Annotated in this window: 18 protein-coding genes; 4 read left to right on the plus strand and 14 right to left on the minus strand. The window is 61.9% G+C overall.

All coding sequences use genetic code 11. The annotated features are described in order from the left end of the window. Positions 1 to 138 precede the first annotated feature (138 nt). Together ttcA and AC1D2G_RS26535 are read left to right on the plus strand one after the other, a co-directional pair. Positions 139 to 1,032 (plus strand): tRNA 2-thiocytidine(32) synthetase TtcA, encoded by an 894-nt coding sequence (gene ttcA, locus AC1D2G_RS26530; RefSeq protein WP_477417714.1) that lies wholly within the window; start codon positions 139 to 141, stop codon positions 1,030 to 1,032. Continuing rightward, positions 1,022 to 1,849, plus strand: coding sequence for an inositol monophosphatase family protein (locus tag AC1D2G_RS26535; RefSeq protein WP_477417716.1), 828 nt, complete (start codon positions 1,022 to 1,024; stop codon positions 1,847 to 1,849). Before ttcA ends, AC1D2G_RS26535 begins: the two co-directional genes overlap by 11 nt. A 44-nt stretch (positions 1,850 to 1,893) precedes the next feature. On the opposite strand, the gene AC1D2G_RS26540 is transcribed toward AC1D2G_RS26535, so the two are convergent. The 6 genes from AC1D2G_RS26540 to AC1D2G_RS26565 form a co-directional block, all read right to left on the minus strand. Then, complete coding sequence (locus AC1D2G_RS26540; RefSeq protein WP_477394834.1) at positions 1,894 to 3,138, minus strand: multidrug effflux MFS transporter; 1,245 nt, start codon at positions 3,136 to 3,138, stop codon at positions 1,894 to 1,896. A gap of 162 nt (positions 3,139 to 3,300) precedes the next feature. Continuing rightward, on the minus strand, positions 3,301 to 3,636 hold the full coding sequence (gene grxD, locus AC1D2G_RS26545) for a Grx4 family monothiol glutaredoxin (RefSeq protein ID WP_095085430.1): 336 nt from the start codon (positions 3,634 to 3,636) through the stop codon (positions 3,301 to 3,303). A gap of 176 nt (positions 3,637 to 3,812) precedes the next feature. Continuing rightward, positions 3,813 to 4,046 carry a BolA/IbaG family iron-sulfur metabolism protein gene (locus AC1D2G_RS26550; RefSeq protein WP_010909092.1) on the minus strand — a complete coding sequence of 78 codons (234 nt, stop codon included), beginning with the start codon at positions 4,044 to 4,046 and terminating at the stop codon, positions 3,813 to 3,815. A 135-nt stretch (positions 4,047 to 4,181) separates the two neighbouring features. After that, positions 4,182 to 4,694: a hypothetical protein gene (locus AC1D2G_RS26555; RefSeq protein WP_477417718.1), complete on the minus strand. Its 513-nt coding sequence runs from the start codon at positions 4,692 to 4,694 to the stop codon at positions 4,182 to 4,184. Then, positions 4,691 to 6,922, minus strand: coding sequence for a phosphoribosylformylglycinamidine synthase subunit PurL (purL, locus tag AC1D2G_RS26560; RefSeq protein WP_477417720.1), 2,232 nt, complete (start codon positions 6,920 to 6,922; stop codon positions 4,691 to 4,693). The genes AC1D2G_RS26555 and purL overlap by 4 nt, the downstream gene beginning before the upstream one ends. A 163-nt stretch (positions 6,923 to 7,085) precedes the next feature. Next, on the minus strand, positions 7,086 to 8,504 hold the full coding sequence (locus AC1D2G_RS26565) for an aminotransferase-like domain-containing protein (protein ID WP_477417722.1): 1,419 nt from the start codon (positions 8,502 to 8,504) through the stop codon (positions 7,086 to 7,088). Positions 8,505 to 8,598: 94 nt separating this feature from the next. Between AC1D2G_RS26565 and AC1D2G_RS26570 the strand changes: the two genes are divergently transcribed. After that, positions 8,599 to 8,850: a DUF1127 domain-containing protein gene (locus AC1D2G_RS26570; RefSeq protein WP_457151347.1), complete on the plus strand. Its 252-nt coding sequence runs from the start codon at positions 8,599 to 8,601 to the stop codon at positions 8,848 to 8,850. Positions 8,851 to 8,883: 33 nt separating this feature from the next. Here the strand turns inward: AC1D2G_RS26570 and AC1D2G_RS26575 are convergent, their stop codons facing one another. The 8 genes from AC1D2G_RS26575 to purC all read right to left on the minus strand — a co-directional run bounded on the left by AC1D2G_RS26575 (position 8,884) and on the right by purC (position 13,296). Then, positions 8,884 to 9,525, minus strand: a complete 642-nt coding sequence (locus tag AC1D2G_RS26575) for a Pr6Pr family membrane protein (RefSeq protein WP_477417724.1) — start codon at positions 9,523 to 9,525, stop codon at positions 8,884 to 8,886. Between the two features lie 4 nt (positions 9,526 to 9,529). After that, positions 9,530 to 9,937 (minus strand): hypothetical protein, encoded by a 408-nt coding sequence (locus AC1D2G_RS26580; RefSeq protein ID WP_477417726.1) that lies wholly within the window; start codon positions 9,935 to 9,937, stop codon positions 9,530 to 9,532. Further along, the gene (locus AC1D2G_RS26585; protein ID WP_095085469.1) at positions 9,934 to 10,599 is read right to left on the minus strand and encodes a glutathione S-transferase family protein; all 666 of its coding nucleotides are present in this window, start codon (positions 10,597 to 10,599) and stop codon (positions 9,934 to 9,936) included. The genes AC1D2G_RS26580 and AC1D2G_RS26585 overlap by 4 nt, the downstream gene beginning before the upstream one ends. 87 nt (positions 10,600 to 10,686) lie before the next feature. Continuing rightward, on the minus strand, positions 10,687 to 11,355 hold the full coding sequence (gene purQ, locus AC1D2G_RS26590) for a phosphoribosylformylglycinamidine synthase subunit PurQ (protein WP_477417728.1): 669 nt from the start codon (positions 11,353 to 11,355) through the stop codon (positions 10,687 to 10,689). Beyond that, positions 11,352 to 11,903, minus strand: a complete 552-nt coding sequence (locus AC1D2G_RS26595) for an RNA 2'-phosphotransferase (RefSeq protein ID WP_477417729.1) — start codon at positions 11,901 to 11,903, stop codon at positions 11,352 to 11,354. Before AC1D2G_RS26595 ends, purQ begins: the two co-directional genes overlap by 4 nt. Before the next feature lie 39 nt (positions 11,904 to 11,942). Beyond that, the gene (locus AC1D2G_RS26600; RefSeq protein ID WP_477417731.1) at positions 11,943 to 12,197 is read right to left on the minus strand and encodes a hypothetical protein; all 255 of its coding nucleotides are present in this window, start codon (positions 12,195 to 12,197) and stop codon (positions 11,943 to 11,945) included. Between the two features lie 18 nt (positions 12,198 to 12,215). Continuing rightward, on the minus strand, positions 12,216 to 12,458 hold the full coding sequence (purS, locus tag AC1D2G_RS26605) for a phosphoribosylformylglycinamidine synthase subunit PurS (RefSeq protein ID WP_095085690.1): 243 nt from the start codon (positions 12,456 to 12,458) through the stop codon (positions 12,216 to 12,218). Positions 12,459 to 12,501: 43 nt separating this feature from the next. Beyond that, positions 12,502 to 13,296: a phosphoribosylaminoimidazolesuccinocarboxamide synthase gene (gene purC, locus AC1D2G_RS26610; protein ID WP_095085488.1), complete on the minus strand. Its 795-nt coding sequence runs from the start codon at positions 13,294 to 13,296 to the stop codon at positions 12,502 to 12,504. Between the two features lie 275 nt (positions 13,297 to 13,571). Here purC and AC1D2G_RS26615 point away from each other — a divergent pair, with 275 nt between their 5' ends. Beyond that, positions 13,572 to 13,892, plus strand: coding sequence for a DUF1476 domain-containing protein (locus AC1D2G_RS26615; RefSeq protein WP_457154072.1), 321 nt, complete (start codon positions 13,572 to 13,574; stop codon positions 13,890 to 13,892). Positions 13,893 to 13,967 lie beyond the last annotated feature (75 nt).

The following is a 13,967-nucleotide window of genomic DNA, read 5'->3' on the forward strand; positions in this document are numbered from 1 at the left end:
AGGCCGCCCGTCGAGGCGGCCTTTTCTTTGTCTGCCATGTCCGCTAATCCGGGCGCTCCGAGCAATTCCAGGAAAAGTGGGAACCGGTTTTCCGCCCGGAATTACTCCGAACAAAGTGTCCACCGAAAGCGACATGCCATGAACATGCTGCCAGACATCGAAACGCTTGAACCGATTGCCGACGGCGAAGGCGGCTTCCATCCGCTGTTTGCCGATGTGCCGTCCTCGGTCGAGTTCAACAAATTGCGCAAGCGGCTGCTGCGTCTCACCCGTCAGGCGATCGAGGATTTCTCGATGGTCAAGCCCGGCCAGCGCTGGCTCGTAGCGCTGTCGGGCGGCAAGGATTCCTACGGGCTGCTCGCCGTGCTGCTCGATCTCAAATGGCGCGGGCTTTTGCCTGTCGATCTGCTGGCCTGCAACCTGGACCAGGGCCAGCCGAATTTCCCCAAACACATTCTGCCGGACTATCTCGACAGCCACGCCATACCGTACCGGATCGAGTATCAGGACACCTATTCCGTCGTCACCGACAAGCTGCCCGAGGGCAGCACCTATTGCTCGCTCTGCTCGCGTCTCAGGCGCGGCCATCTCTATCGCATCGCGCGGGAAGAGGGATGCTCGGCGCTGGTGCTCGGCCACCATCGCGAGGACATTCTGGAGACCTTCTTCATGAACCTGTTCCATGGCGGCCGTCTCGCCGCCATGCCGCCGAAACTGCTCAACGACGAGGGCGACGTCATGGTGCTGCGGCCGCTGAGCTATTGCGCCGAAACCGACCTCGAGAAGTTCGCCGTGGCGATGCGGTTCCCGATCATTCCCTGCGATCTCTGCGGCAGTCAGGAAGGCCTGCAGCGCAACGCAATGAAGGCGATGCTCGAGGATATCGAAAAGCGTATGCCCGGCCGCAAGGACACCATGATCCGCGCGCTGTCCAATACCAGGCCGTCGCACCTGCTCGACAGAAAACTGTTCGACTTCGCCGCGCTCAACGACACCCTCACCACCAGGCAAGATATTTCCAATGACATTTGACGACACCGCGATCGACTGGCTGGCCGGCATTCTGGCCGAGGCGGCAGAGGTCGAGATCATGCCGCGCTTTCGCAAGTTGGGCGAGGGCGACATCCGGCAGAAGACCTCGGCCGCCGACCTGGTGACCGAGGCCGACGTCAATGCCGAGCGCCTCATCACCGCCACGCTGCGCAAGCGCTATCCCTCGGCGATGGTGGTCGGCGAAGAAGCCTGTTCCGACAATCCGGCGCTGCTCAATGGTCTTGGCGATGCCGATCTGGCGTTCGTCATCGACCCGGTGGACGGCACCTTCAATTTCGCGTCCGGCGTGCCGCTGTTCGGCGTCATGCTGGCGGTCGTGGTCAAGGGCGAGACGGTTGCCGGCATCATCCACGATCCGGTCGGCAAGGACTGGCTGATCGGCGCCAAGGGCGCCGGCAGCCATATCCAGCATGCGCATGGCAACCTTGAGAAGGTCCACGTCGCGGCGCCTGCGCCGATCTCGGAAATGACCGGCTCGGTCTCCTGGCAATACATGCCCGAACCGGAGCGGTCACGGCTGGCGCGCAACCAGACGAAGATCCTGTCGCAATTCGCCTATCGCTGCGCGGCGCACGAATATCGCCTCTTGGCCAGCGGCCATGCCCATTTCGTCGTCTACAACAAGCTGATGCCGTGGGATCATCTGGCCGGTGTGCTGATCCATGTCGAGGCCGGCGGCCACGCCGCGCGTTTCGACGGCAGCGCCTATCTGCCGTCGCATGTCGGCGGTGGCCTGCTTGTCGCTCCGGATAGGGAAAGCTGGCAGGTCCTGCGTCACGAACTCTGGGCTGAGTAGCCGCACCGCTCTGTGCAGAGTCGCCTCAAACGGGCAGGGTCGCCTCAAACCGGCGGGTTGTGTGGCTGAAACATCTTGCCGCGTTCGGCGATCAGGATCATCAGAAGCGCTGCCACCGACACGCTGCAGAAGCCGGCGGCCAATGGCGTTACCGTGCCGTTGAAGGCCTGGCCGATCAGCGTGCCGAGAATGCCGCCGAGAAAGGTCTGCATGAAGCCCAGTATGGATGACGCCGTGCCGGCCAGTTGGCCGAGCGGCTCCATGGCCAGCGCATTGAAATTCGCGCCGAGTGCACCGAACGGAAGCATGGCACTGGCAAAAAGGGTGATGAACAGCCAGAGCGGCATCTTCATTTCCAGGGAAACCACCAGCCAGACCAGGCTGATGGTCAAAAACAGCAGGAGAGCGCTCTGCGACAGGCGGCGCATGCCGATGCGGCCGACAAGGCGTGAGTTCAAATAGTTGGAAAAAGCGAGCACGCCGGCGACACCGGCGAAGATCACCGGGAACATCTCGCCGACGTTGAAGACGTCGACATAAATCTGCTGCGCCGAAGCGATGAAGCCGAACATGGCGCCGACGATGAAAGTGCTGGCGAAGGCGTAGCAGAGCGCCATGCGGTTGGTCAGCACGATGCGGAACCCGCCAACGACGGATGAAACCGTCAGCGGCCTGCGATACTCCGGATGCAGCGTCTCGGGCAGGCGCAGCAGCGACCACGCCGACACGATCAGGGCGCCGACAGCCATGGTGACGAAGATCCAGTGCCAGCTTGCAAACAGCATGATGAACTGGCCGATCCCCGGCGCAATGACGGGTATCGCCATGAACACCATGAAGATCAGCGACATCACCTCGGCCATGCGACGGCCGTCGAACGTATCGCGCACGATCGAGATGGCGATGACGCGTGTGGCGGCAGCGCCAATGCCTTGCACGGCGCGGCACAGCAGAAGTGTTTCAAAGCTTGGCGCAACTGCGGCCGCCGCAGCCGCGGCGACATAGATCACCAGCCCGGCAACCAGCGGCGCGCGACGTCCGAAACGATCGGAGAGCGGACCGAAAAAGAGCTGGCCGCCGCCGAAACCCAGAATATAGGCTGTTATGACATATTGCCGATGGTTTTCATTCTCGACGCCGAGCGAGGCGCCGATCTGTTGCAGGGCCGGCAGCATGATGTCGATGGCCAGCGAGTTCAGCGCCATCAGCGCGGCGCACAGCGCGATGAACTCCCAGCGCGGAATGGGCAGTTTGCTTGCCGATAGCGGCGCTGCTGTTGGCTGGTCCACGGCAAGTCCGATCTCTCAAACGAAAACGCGCCGGCGGGCCGGCGCATTGGCTCGTCTTGGTCCCGGTATCCGGGACATATTAATTGCCGAGGTGGGCTGCCCGGGCGCCTGGTGCATGAACCGAAAATCGACGTCGATTTTCAGTTCATGCAAAAACAGAAATCAGGCGGCGCCTTTGACGCCGACGCCCTTCTCGACGAGGAACGTCTGCAGTTCGCCTGCCTGGAACATCTCGCGGATGATGTCGCAGCCGCCAACGAATTCACCCTTGACGTAAAGCTGTGGGATCGTCGGCCAGTTGGAATATTCCTTGATGCCCTGGCGCAGCTCGGCCGAGGTCAGCACGTCCACGCCTTTGTAGTCAGCGCCGATATAGTCGAGGATCTGGACGACCTGGCCGGAAAATCCGCACTGCGGAAAGCCGGGCGTGCCCTTCATGAAAAGGACGACGTCGTTGCCCTTCACTTCATTGTCGATGTAGTCGTTGATGCCGCTCATAAAATATCCTTTCCCGCCTGTGGGAGTCAGGCTCGAAACATACCTTTCAAATAAACCCAACGATTGCTCGAAACAAGACGTTAGCCGTGCCGTAGCTGAAATGGCGCAAAGGATGGGCCGTTTTGGGCCAAGCGGTCTTCGCTGCTGCCGGTCAAGCGGTCTTGTTCTGGTGCGGATTAGTCGGGAACGCTGGTCTGCAGCGCCAGAGCGTGCAGCACGCCGCCCATATTGCCCTTCAGCGCGTCATAGACCATCTGGTGCTGCTGGACGCGGCTCTTGCCGCGAAAGCTCTCGGCCACCACCTCGGCCGCGTAGTGGTCGCCATCACCGGCCAGATCGCGGATCGTCACCTTGGCGTCCGGAATGCCGTCCTTGATCAGTTTTTCGATGTCGTGGGCATCCATTGCCATGGCAAAATCCTGTTTCGAGCGGCCGGCGGCCGGCCATAAGTTAAGAGTCGGGTGAGCCTAAAGCCTTTCTGGTCCGGATTGAAGCCGTTCAGACCTTGCCACCGGCAGGAAGGTCCTGGGGCCTCAGAAGCAGACCTAGGCTGGCGGGCTTGCTTGGTCCTCGGCAGCATCCTCGCGCGTCGAAAAGGCGCGACCAAGGCTGAAGGCCAGGACATAGAGCGGAGCATTAAGAATCAGGCCGACGACGGGGAGATAGCTCGTCATTTGCCAGGCGGGCGAGAAGAATGGCTGGCCGTAGCCATCGCAGACAAGCGAGGAGCCATATTCCCACAGCGCTCCAACGACCACCGCGGCGGCAAAAAGCTTGATGCAAGTGACAATATGCCTTGCTCGCGCCGGCTCTGGCAAAAGCCGATCCCATAGCACCAGGCACAGGATTGGAATCGCATAGATCAAGTTCTGTACCGCAAGCATCGGAATGGTGCCGTTGGCCGCGGCGAGGAACTCGGCACGTGTTTCCAGCCGCGCGCAAACCTCGCTCGAGGTCGTTGACAGCAGGAACAGGACGAACGGCCCGAGGAACCAGAAGAAGAACAGCGACGGCCAGAAAACGACTGCAAGCAGTGCCCGGGCAGCCAGTCTGCTCAACTGGCCTGATCCATGAAGCGGGGGAACCAGCCTTCGTGCGCCACGCTCAGTTCGCCGACCGGAATCGCCCGCGCCTCGCCAAGCTTCAGCGCGCTGCCGCCGGTCGAACCGATCCAGGGCGCGAAGATGCCGAGTTCGCCTTGCTGCTTGCGAATGGCGTCCCATTCATCGCTATCCGGATCGATCGACAGCGTCAGGAGATAGCGGCCCTGATCCTCGCCGAACCAGACCGGGATCGCGTCGGTGCCGACAAGTCCGGGAACCGTGGCGCCGATGCCCGACGCCATCGCCATCTCAGCCAGCGCCACGGCGATGCCACCGTCGGAAACGTCATGCGCCGCCGTGACGATGCCGGATGCAATCAGAGCGCGCACATGGTCGCCGACGCGCTTTTCATGCTCAAGATCGACCGGCGGCGGGGGACCGTCGCTGCGCCCATGGATGTCGCGCAGATAGACCGACTGGCCGAGATGCGTTCCCCAGGAAGCGGGCGCGCCGACCAGCAGGATCATCTGGCCTTGCGCCGCAAAACCGGTGCGCACCATCTTCGACCAGTCGGCGATCAGGCCGACACCGCCAATGGTCGGCGTCGGCAGGATGCCCTGGCCGTTGGTCTCATTGTAGAGCGAGACATTGCCCGAGACGATCGGGAAGCCGAGCGCGCGGCAGGCGTCGCCAATGCCTTTCACCGCGCCGACCAACTGGCCCATGATCTCAGGCCGTTCCGGGTTGCCGAAATTGAGATTGTCGGTGGCCGCCAGCGGCAGCGCGCCGGTGGCAGTCAGGTTGCGCCAGCACTCGGCCACCGCCTGCTTGCCACCCTCATAGGGGTCGGCCTCGCAATAGCGCGGCGTCACATCGGAGGAGAAGGCGAGCGCCTTGGTGGCATGGCCGTCGACGCGCACCACGCCGGCATCGCCGCCGGGAAGCTGCAGCGAATTACCCTGGATCAGGGTGTCGTACTGCTCCCACACCCAGCGGCGCGACGATAGGTCCGGTCCGCCGAGCAGCTTCAAAAGCGCCTCGGCGACATCGGCCTGCGGAACGTCACTGGCGGCAAGCGGCGCCGGTTTTTTGGGTTCGACCCAGGGGCGATCATACTCCGGTGCCTTGTCGCCGAGATCCTTGATCGGCAGGTCGGCGACCTCGTCCCCCTGGTGCAGCACGCGAAAACGCAGATCGTCGGTGGTCTTGCCGACGATGGCGAAGTCGAGGCCCCATTTGTGGAAGATCGCCTCGGCTTCCTTTTCCTTTTCGGGGCGCAGCACCATCAGCATGCGCTCCTGGCTTTCCGACAGCATCATCTCATAGGCGCTCATGCGCTCTTCGCGCACCGGCACCTTGTCGAGGTCGAGCTCGATACCGAGATCGCCCTTGGCGCCCATCTCGACCGCCGAGCAGGTGAGGCCGGCCGCACCCATGTCCTGGATGGCGATGACCGCGCCGGAGGCCATCAGTTCGAGGCAGGCTTCCAGCAGGCACTTTTCGGTGAAGGGGTCGCCGACCTGCACGGTCGGGCGCTTCTCGTCGATCTTGTCGTCGAATTCGGCCGACGCCATGGTGGCGCCGCCGACGCCGTCGCGGCCGGTCTTGGCGCCGAGATAGACGACCGGCAGGCCGACGCCCTTGGCTTCCGACAGGAAGATGGCGTCTGTCTTGGCTATGCCGGCCGCAAAGGCGTTGACCAGGATGTTGCCGTTGTAGCGGGCGTCGAAATTGACCTCGCCGCCCACCGTCGGCACGCCGAAGGCGTTGCCGTAGCCGCCGACGCCGGAAACCACGCCGGAGACCAGGTGCCTGGTCTTGGGATGGTCGGGCGCGCCGAAGCGCAGTGCATTCATCGCCGCGACCGGCCGTGCGCCCATGGTGAAGACGTCGCGCAATATGCCGCCGACGCCGGTCGCCGCACCCTGGTAGGGCTCGATGAAGGAGGGATGGTTGTGGCTCTCCATCTTGAAGACGACGCAGTCGCCGTCACCGATGTCGACCACGCCGGCATTCTCGCCTGGACCCTGGATGACCTGCGGGCCCGTGGTCGGCAAGGTGCGCAGCCATTTCTTCGAGGATTTGTACGAGCAATGCTCGTTCCACATCGCCGAGAAGATGCCGAGTTCGGTGAAGCTCGGCTCACGGCCGACGAGGTCGAGGATGCGCTGGTACTCGTCGGGCTTCAGCCCATGCGCGGCGATGAGCTCGGGGGTGATCGGCACGGAATTGGAAATGGTCATGGGCGGCGGTTTGTATCCGGAGCGTTGGGATTTGAGTCCCGTCTTATCGCAAGCCTTGCGGCCGATACACCCCATGAATCGACGAAAAACGCGCGAAAGCCGGACAAAGCCGCAGACCGATCCCGAGCAGGTATCGATCCCTCGCGACAAGACGCCTTGTGGCTCAGGAGAAGCTGTCGTAGCCGGCGCGGCCCTCATCCAGCAGACGCCTGATGACCGCGACGCCTTCGGCAATGTCCTTGCGCTGCCTCGGCTGTGAAACGCCGAAGCGGACGCCGTGGAAAACCTGCTCGGAGCGGCCGGCCTTGAATTCGTCCTCGTCGTCGATCAGCACGCCATGTTCGAGACAGGCGTTCTTGAAGGTGCCGGAAAGCCAGGGGTCGGGCAGGGTCAGCCAGACAAAGGGCACCTTTTCGTGTGACTTGAACGCGAACCCGGCCAAGGTCTCGCGCACAATCGCGATGCGGGCGCCGATTTCGGAGATACTGCGTTTGCGTATCTCGTCCGCCTGGCCGGACAGCACGAGCCTTGTATTCACCTCCGCCAGCAGGAAAGGCATGCCGCCGGTCATCATCTTGTGGGCGACGCGGATGCGATGGCGATAGGCGGGCGGGCAGGACAGCCAGCCGCCGCGCACACCCGCCGCGACCGATTTCGACAGGCCGCCGGCGACAATGGTGCGTTCGGGCGCGTATTCGGCCAGCAGCGGCGTCGGATCATCAGTCAGGTTGCCGTAGAGATCGTCCTCGATGAGAACGACATTGTATTCGCGTGCGACACGCGCGATCGCCTCGCGGCGCGCCGCCGACAACGTCACCAGCGTGGGATTCTGCGCCGTCGGCATCAGGAAGATCATTCGGGGATGCTTTTGCGCGCAGACGCGCTCGAAATCGGCCGGGTCGATGCCCTGGTCGTCCGACGCCACCAGCACGGTGCGCCGACCGATCAGGCCGGCGCTGCGGGAAATCTGCGAGTAGGTGAGGTGCTCGAAGGCGACATAATCGCCGGGCGTTGTCAGCGCTGCGATCGCCGCCATCACAGCGGCATGTGTGCCCAGCGTTGGAACGATGGCGTCGGCGTTCGGGCGAAACGAATTGCGCGACAGCCAGCGGGCGCCGGCTTCGTACCAGCGGTCCGGAAAATCCCGCGTGTAGCTTGAAATCTCATGCGGATAATCCTGCGCCGCGCGCGTCAGGACATCGGCGACTATGGCGCCCTGGCCGATGTCGGGCGCGGCCGTGCTGTCGAAATGCAGCTTGCCGCGCGGTGCATCGATGTGGCGTGTGCCTTCGCCGGTGACGTCTGGGGCCAGCGAGCTCGGCCTCGCATCATCGCCGCGCTGCCCGAGCACATAGGTTCCACGCCCGACTTCGCCGCTCACCAGCCCGCGTTCGCGCAGCAATTGGTAGGCCCGGCCGACCGTGCCGACGGTGGTGCCAATGTCGTAAGCGAGGTCGCGTTGTGGCGGCAGCTTTGCCCCCGCATCGATCACCCCCCGGTCAATGTCCGTTTCGATGGAATCCGCAAGCCGTTGATACAGCGGCCCGGAGCCGGCGGTGAGATCTGGAAGCCAATTTGTCATGGTGACAATTTTCTATATTGCACCGGATTGTGAGTCAATACATATCAGATCGGCGCCAAAAAAGGGTGCAATTTGGAAATCTGGTAGAAAGAAAATGAATACAATCGCGACAATCAGCCATTCGAGAGCCGAATCATCGGGTCAATCGACACGCCCATCGGGCCGGCGCGGCTTTGCCGGCCGTCTGGTGCATGTGGTCCGGTCGCTGGCGAAATGGATCGACTATCTGCTGGAGCGCCGGCGCAGCCGGCTGGTATTGCTTGAGATGACCGATGATCAGCTCAAGGATATCGGTGTCTCGCGCTGCGATGCCCACCGCGAGGCCATTAGGCCGTTCTGGGACTGACCATCCCAACAAGCGGGACCGGAGTCAGCTTGACTAACGGACGCTCGATGTTCTGATGCGAGCAACGCCGTGGTCGACGACGACGGCGACCACGCACAGCACCAGAAAAAGCCCGGTGATGGCCGCCGCCGAGATGGCGACGCTGGCTGCGCCATTCTTGGCGACATCGAGGAAAGGGTAGGGTACCTCGCCGGCAAACGGGGCCCGCGCCAGCGCATAGATCAGATAGGCCACGGGAAAGAGCATCCACCATGAGATGTCGCTCCATCTGGTCCTACCGTCGGCGCCTGCGACCAGCCACCACAGCACGAACAGCACCGGCGTCACATAGTGCAGCAGGACGTCGCAGAGCAGGAACAGGCCCTGTGGCTGCCAGAGCTGCGCCAGTACCGTCGCATAGACGATGAACACCAGGGCGATCGAAACGGCGATGCCCGCGCGCATCCATGATCCCGCGAAGGCAGGCAGCCAAGCATAGCCGGTGGACGACAGCAGCGAGGTGTGGACGAGCACCGCGCCGATATTGGTCAGGATGGTGAAGAAGCTGAAAAGGAAGATGATGGAACCGAGCAGGCTGCGGCCAGCTTCCATCGACGCCGGAATGCTGATGCAGAACTGCAGGACAAGTCCGGCCAGACCGATGACCAGACCCGCGATCTGCAGGAACCGGCCCATTGCCCTATGCGGCCGCCGCGCAGGAGGGATTGCCCGCCTGCCAGCGGGCGATGTCGGAGCCGATGCGCGCGCCGAGCGGGTCGTTCATCAGCGGTCCGAACACGTCGACGCGGCTGGAATTGCCTTGTGCCTGAACGACCAGCAACGGTTTGCCGCCATAGTGCTTGGCCGGCACCAGCAGGAAACGCGGCGTGCCGCTGAACGAATTCAACTCATTGGCCATCTGGTATTGCTTGAAGGCCGGATCCTTGCTGGCGATCCAGCATTTGTGGGCCGATATCGCCACCTGTTCCATGGCCAGCAACGAGGCACTTTTGCCCGAGGGGACAGGTGTGCTCTTCGGGCTCGATTGGCAGGACGCCAGGGCGAAACCTACGGCCGCAACCAAGGCGATCGTCTTGCTCCTGCTCAAGCGGCACCCATCTCAAGTTCAGACAGAAAAATCTTCAACCCGTCGGTCATCTCGCCCCACACACGCGACAATGCCGGATGCTGCGAGGCGATCTGTTCGTAGGCATCGAATTTGGGATACGCGTCGAGCAGGTCGTGGCGTCCTGTCATGGCCCGGAAATTGTTGAAGATGAACCGCGTCGGCGTCAGCCACGCATCGGCGAAACTGATGTCGTTGCCAAGCGCAAAGGGGCCTTGCGCCATGCGTTCCTCGATCGCCGCCAGCCCGTGATGCAGGCGGGCGAACTGGGCGTCGATCTCGGCATTGTTTCGCTTGGGCACGAAATGAAGCTCGAAAAGCTTCATCGTCGGGGTCAGCACGTCGAGATCGGTGATGCGGGCAAACATGCGCACCAGCGCGCGGTCCTTGGAATCGGGCGGCAGCAGCGCCGGTTCCGGAAAGCGCTCCTCGAGATATTCGGCGATGACCACCGATTCGACGATCGTTTCACCCGAACCGGTGATCAGCACCGGAATCCGGTTGAGCGGTGAGATGGCGCGAAACTCTTCCGGGATCGGAAAACCGGGCGGCGGCGCGATGATCTTGAGCGGTACATCCTTGATGTAGGCCAGCGCCCGCACGATCGACGAGTAGGGCGACAACGGCCGCGAATAGAGTTTCATGACCGTCTCTCTCCCTCATGAAGCGGACTTACCCAACAAGATGGGCTGGAATGTCCGGCTGTTTTCAGGCTGTTCGCCTTGATGATGTCAGGCAGCAATGCCAAGCGCGCCCTCGAACAACGCCCGGCCGTCGGTGCCGCCGTGGGCTGCTTCGATCAGGTTTTCCGGGTGCGGCATCAAGCCGAGCACATTGCCGCGTTCGTTGATGATGCCGGCAATGTCGTTGATCGAGCCGTTGGGATTGGTGCCGTCTGCATAGCGGAACACCACCTGGCCTTCGCCTTCGAGGCGGGCAAGTGTGTCGGCGTCGGCAAAATAGTTGCCATCATGATGTGCCACCGGCGTGCGGATGATCTGGCCCGGCTGGTATCGGCGGGTGAACATGGTGTTGGCGTTGGTGATCTGCAGCTTGACCTGCCGGCAGACGAATTTGAGCGAGGTGTTGCGCATCAGCGCCCCCGGCAGCAGCCCGGCCTCGACCAGGATCTGGAAGCCGTTGCAGACGCCGATGACCATCACGCCCCTGGCCGCCTGTTCGGCAACCGCCCGCATGACCGGCATGCGCGCGGCGATGGCGCCGCAGCGCAGATAGTCGCCGAAGGAAAAACCGCCGGGAATGGCGATCAGGTCGACATCCGGGATTTCGGTGTCGGTCTGCCAGACGGTGACCGGCGGCTTTCCCGAAATCTTGGTCAGCGCCGCGATCATGTCGCGGTCGCGGTTGAGGCCAGGCAGAAGGACGACGGCGGATTTCATGGCAATTCCCGTTCGAGCATCTGAACCAGATACCGGGGTGAAACGTGGTTGGTCAACCAGACGCCGTTGTCGGAGAGAAAGAATAACGCCCCGTCCTTCGTCATGGTTGCCGAGTCGACCTGCAGGATAACACTTTTTCCATTGCGACGCCGTGCGACGATCAGAGCCGTTTCGACGTCCTTTGACAAGTGAACATGCTGACGCGACTGGCTGGTCAGGCCTTCGCGGAGAATGCTGGGAAGAAACTCTTCCTTGGTGCCGTGGTAGAGCATATCAGGCGGCACCGATGGCAACAGGCCGAGATCGATATCGACGCTGTGGCCCTGCACGGCGCGGATGCGATTGCCGTCGGTGGCAAAGCGTTTTTTCGGGTTCTCTTCGACGATGCGTGCAACATCGGCGACCGATGCGCCGAACTTCGACTGGATGACCGCGCAGAGGGCGCCAAAATCGGCCCAGCCGTTTTCGTCGAGCGACAGTCCCGCCTCCTGCGGCGCGTGCCGCAGGACCAGGCTCATGAATTTTGAAATCTGTGTGTCGTTCGGCATGGCGGCATTGCGGTTTCAGCCCCAATTGCCGAACTGGTGTCACGTCGGCTCATAAGGCTTTTGTGCTTCGGCAAGTTCGCGCAGGTCGAGACGTCTGTCGATGCGTTCAAGACGCTCGTCTTGTCGGGCTAGAATGCCGTAGACATTGTGGATATCGCTTTGCGTTGCCACCATGTGGCCCCGCATCACATTCAATTCCCGTTTCGTCTCGGAAACATCCTGACGAAGCTCACCGATTTCGTGATGCACGCGGTTCAGAAGCTCGAACATCAATTCATTCGTGACTTCCGACATAGTGCCTCCGACACAACCTCAGGTAAGTGTCACACTATAATTCTCAATCACCGTATTCGCCAGCAGCTTGTCGCACATGGCCTTCAGATCAGCCTCGGCCTTGGCCTTGTCGGTCTCGGAAAGCTCGACGTCGAACACCTTGCCCTGCCGCACCGCGCCGACGCCGCCGAAACCCAGTCCGGACAGCGCGTGTTCGATTGCCTTGCCTTGCGGGTCGAGCACGCCGTTCTTGAGGGTGACGGTAATGCGGGCCTTGATCACGCTGGACATGCTCCTGTTCTCAATATCGGGACGCAAGCCGCTATCAGTGCGGCTTGCCTTTGGCGCCATCGGTCGAGGCGACAAGCACCGGGCCGGTGGGGCGCGGCGGCTCGTTCTCGTTCATGATGCCGAGGCGGCGGGCAACTTCCTGATAGGCTTCGACGAGGCCGCCCATGTCGCGGCGGAAACGGTCCTTGTCGAGCTTGTCATGCGTCGCCACGTCCCACAGACGGCAGGAATCCGGCGAAATCTCGTCGGCGACGACGATGCGCATCATGTCGCCTTCGAACAGGCGGCCGCACTCGATCTTGAAATCGACGAGCTGAATGCCGACGCCCATGAACAGGCCGGAGAGGAAGTCGTTGACGCGAATGGCGAGTGCCATGACGTCGTCGATTTCCTGCGGGCTCGCCCAGCCGAACGCCGTGATGTGCTCTTCCGACACCATCGGATCGTCGAGCGCGTCGGCCTTGTAATAGAATTCGATGATCGAGCGCGGCAAGACGGTGCCTTCCTCGATGCCGAGGCGCTTGGACAGCGAACCGGCGGCGACATTGCGCACCACCACTTCGAGCGGAATGATCTCGACTTCCTTGATCAGCTGCTCGCGCATGTTGAGCCGGCGGATGAAGTGGGTCGGGATGCCCATCCGGTTGAGATGGTTGAAGATGTGCTCGGAAATGCGGTTGTTGAGCACACCCTTGCCGTCGACGACTTCATGTTTCTTCTTGTTGAACGCGGTTGCGTCGTCCTTGAAGAACTGGATGAGCGTACCCGGCTCGGGTCCCTCATAGAGGATCTTGGCCTTGCCTTCATAAATGCGGCGGCGATTTTTCATCTGATTTTTTCTCTGGGGTTCCAGACAGGCGGCAATCGACCATTTCCTGTCCGTCTGCCTGAAATAGTGCGGCTACTGTAGGGTTCAATGCCGGGTCTATCCCAATCACATCGTTTGCTCAATCGGCAAATCCTTCCAATCAACCGCTTTCGGGACTGAAATGCCGCAGCGCAGCATGCAACGAAGCGTATTGACCGGCTCGCGACCTTTTGGTTTGTGCTTCCCCAACACATATACGTCATCACCAGCGAATCGATTTTCATCGGAGGGATGCCATGAGCAGCATGAAGGATCGCGAAGAGGGCTTTGAACGCAAATTCGCATTCGACGAGGAACTTCGGTTCAAGGCCTCGGCTCGCCGCAACAAGGCGCTCGGCCTGTGGGCCGCCGCAAAGCTTGGAAAGTCGGGCGCCGATGCCGACGCCTATGCCAACCAAGTGGTCGTCTCCGACATCGAGGAAGCCGGCGATCACGACGTGTTCCGCAAGATCCGCAAGGATTTCGACGACGCCGGTGTCGACCAGTCGGACCATCAGATCCGCCGCACCATGGACGAGTTGATGGCGCAGGCGATCGAGCAGATCAAGAACACCTGATCCGACCACACTCTGGACCAATCGACCGCCCGACCTATCCGGGCGGTTTTTCTTTGCCTTGCAGCGGTTTCCGGC

This window comes from Mesorhizobium sp. P2_C7 (genome assembly GCF_056404515.1).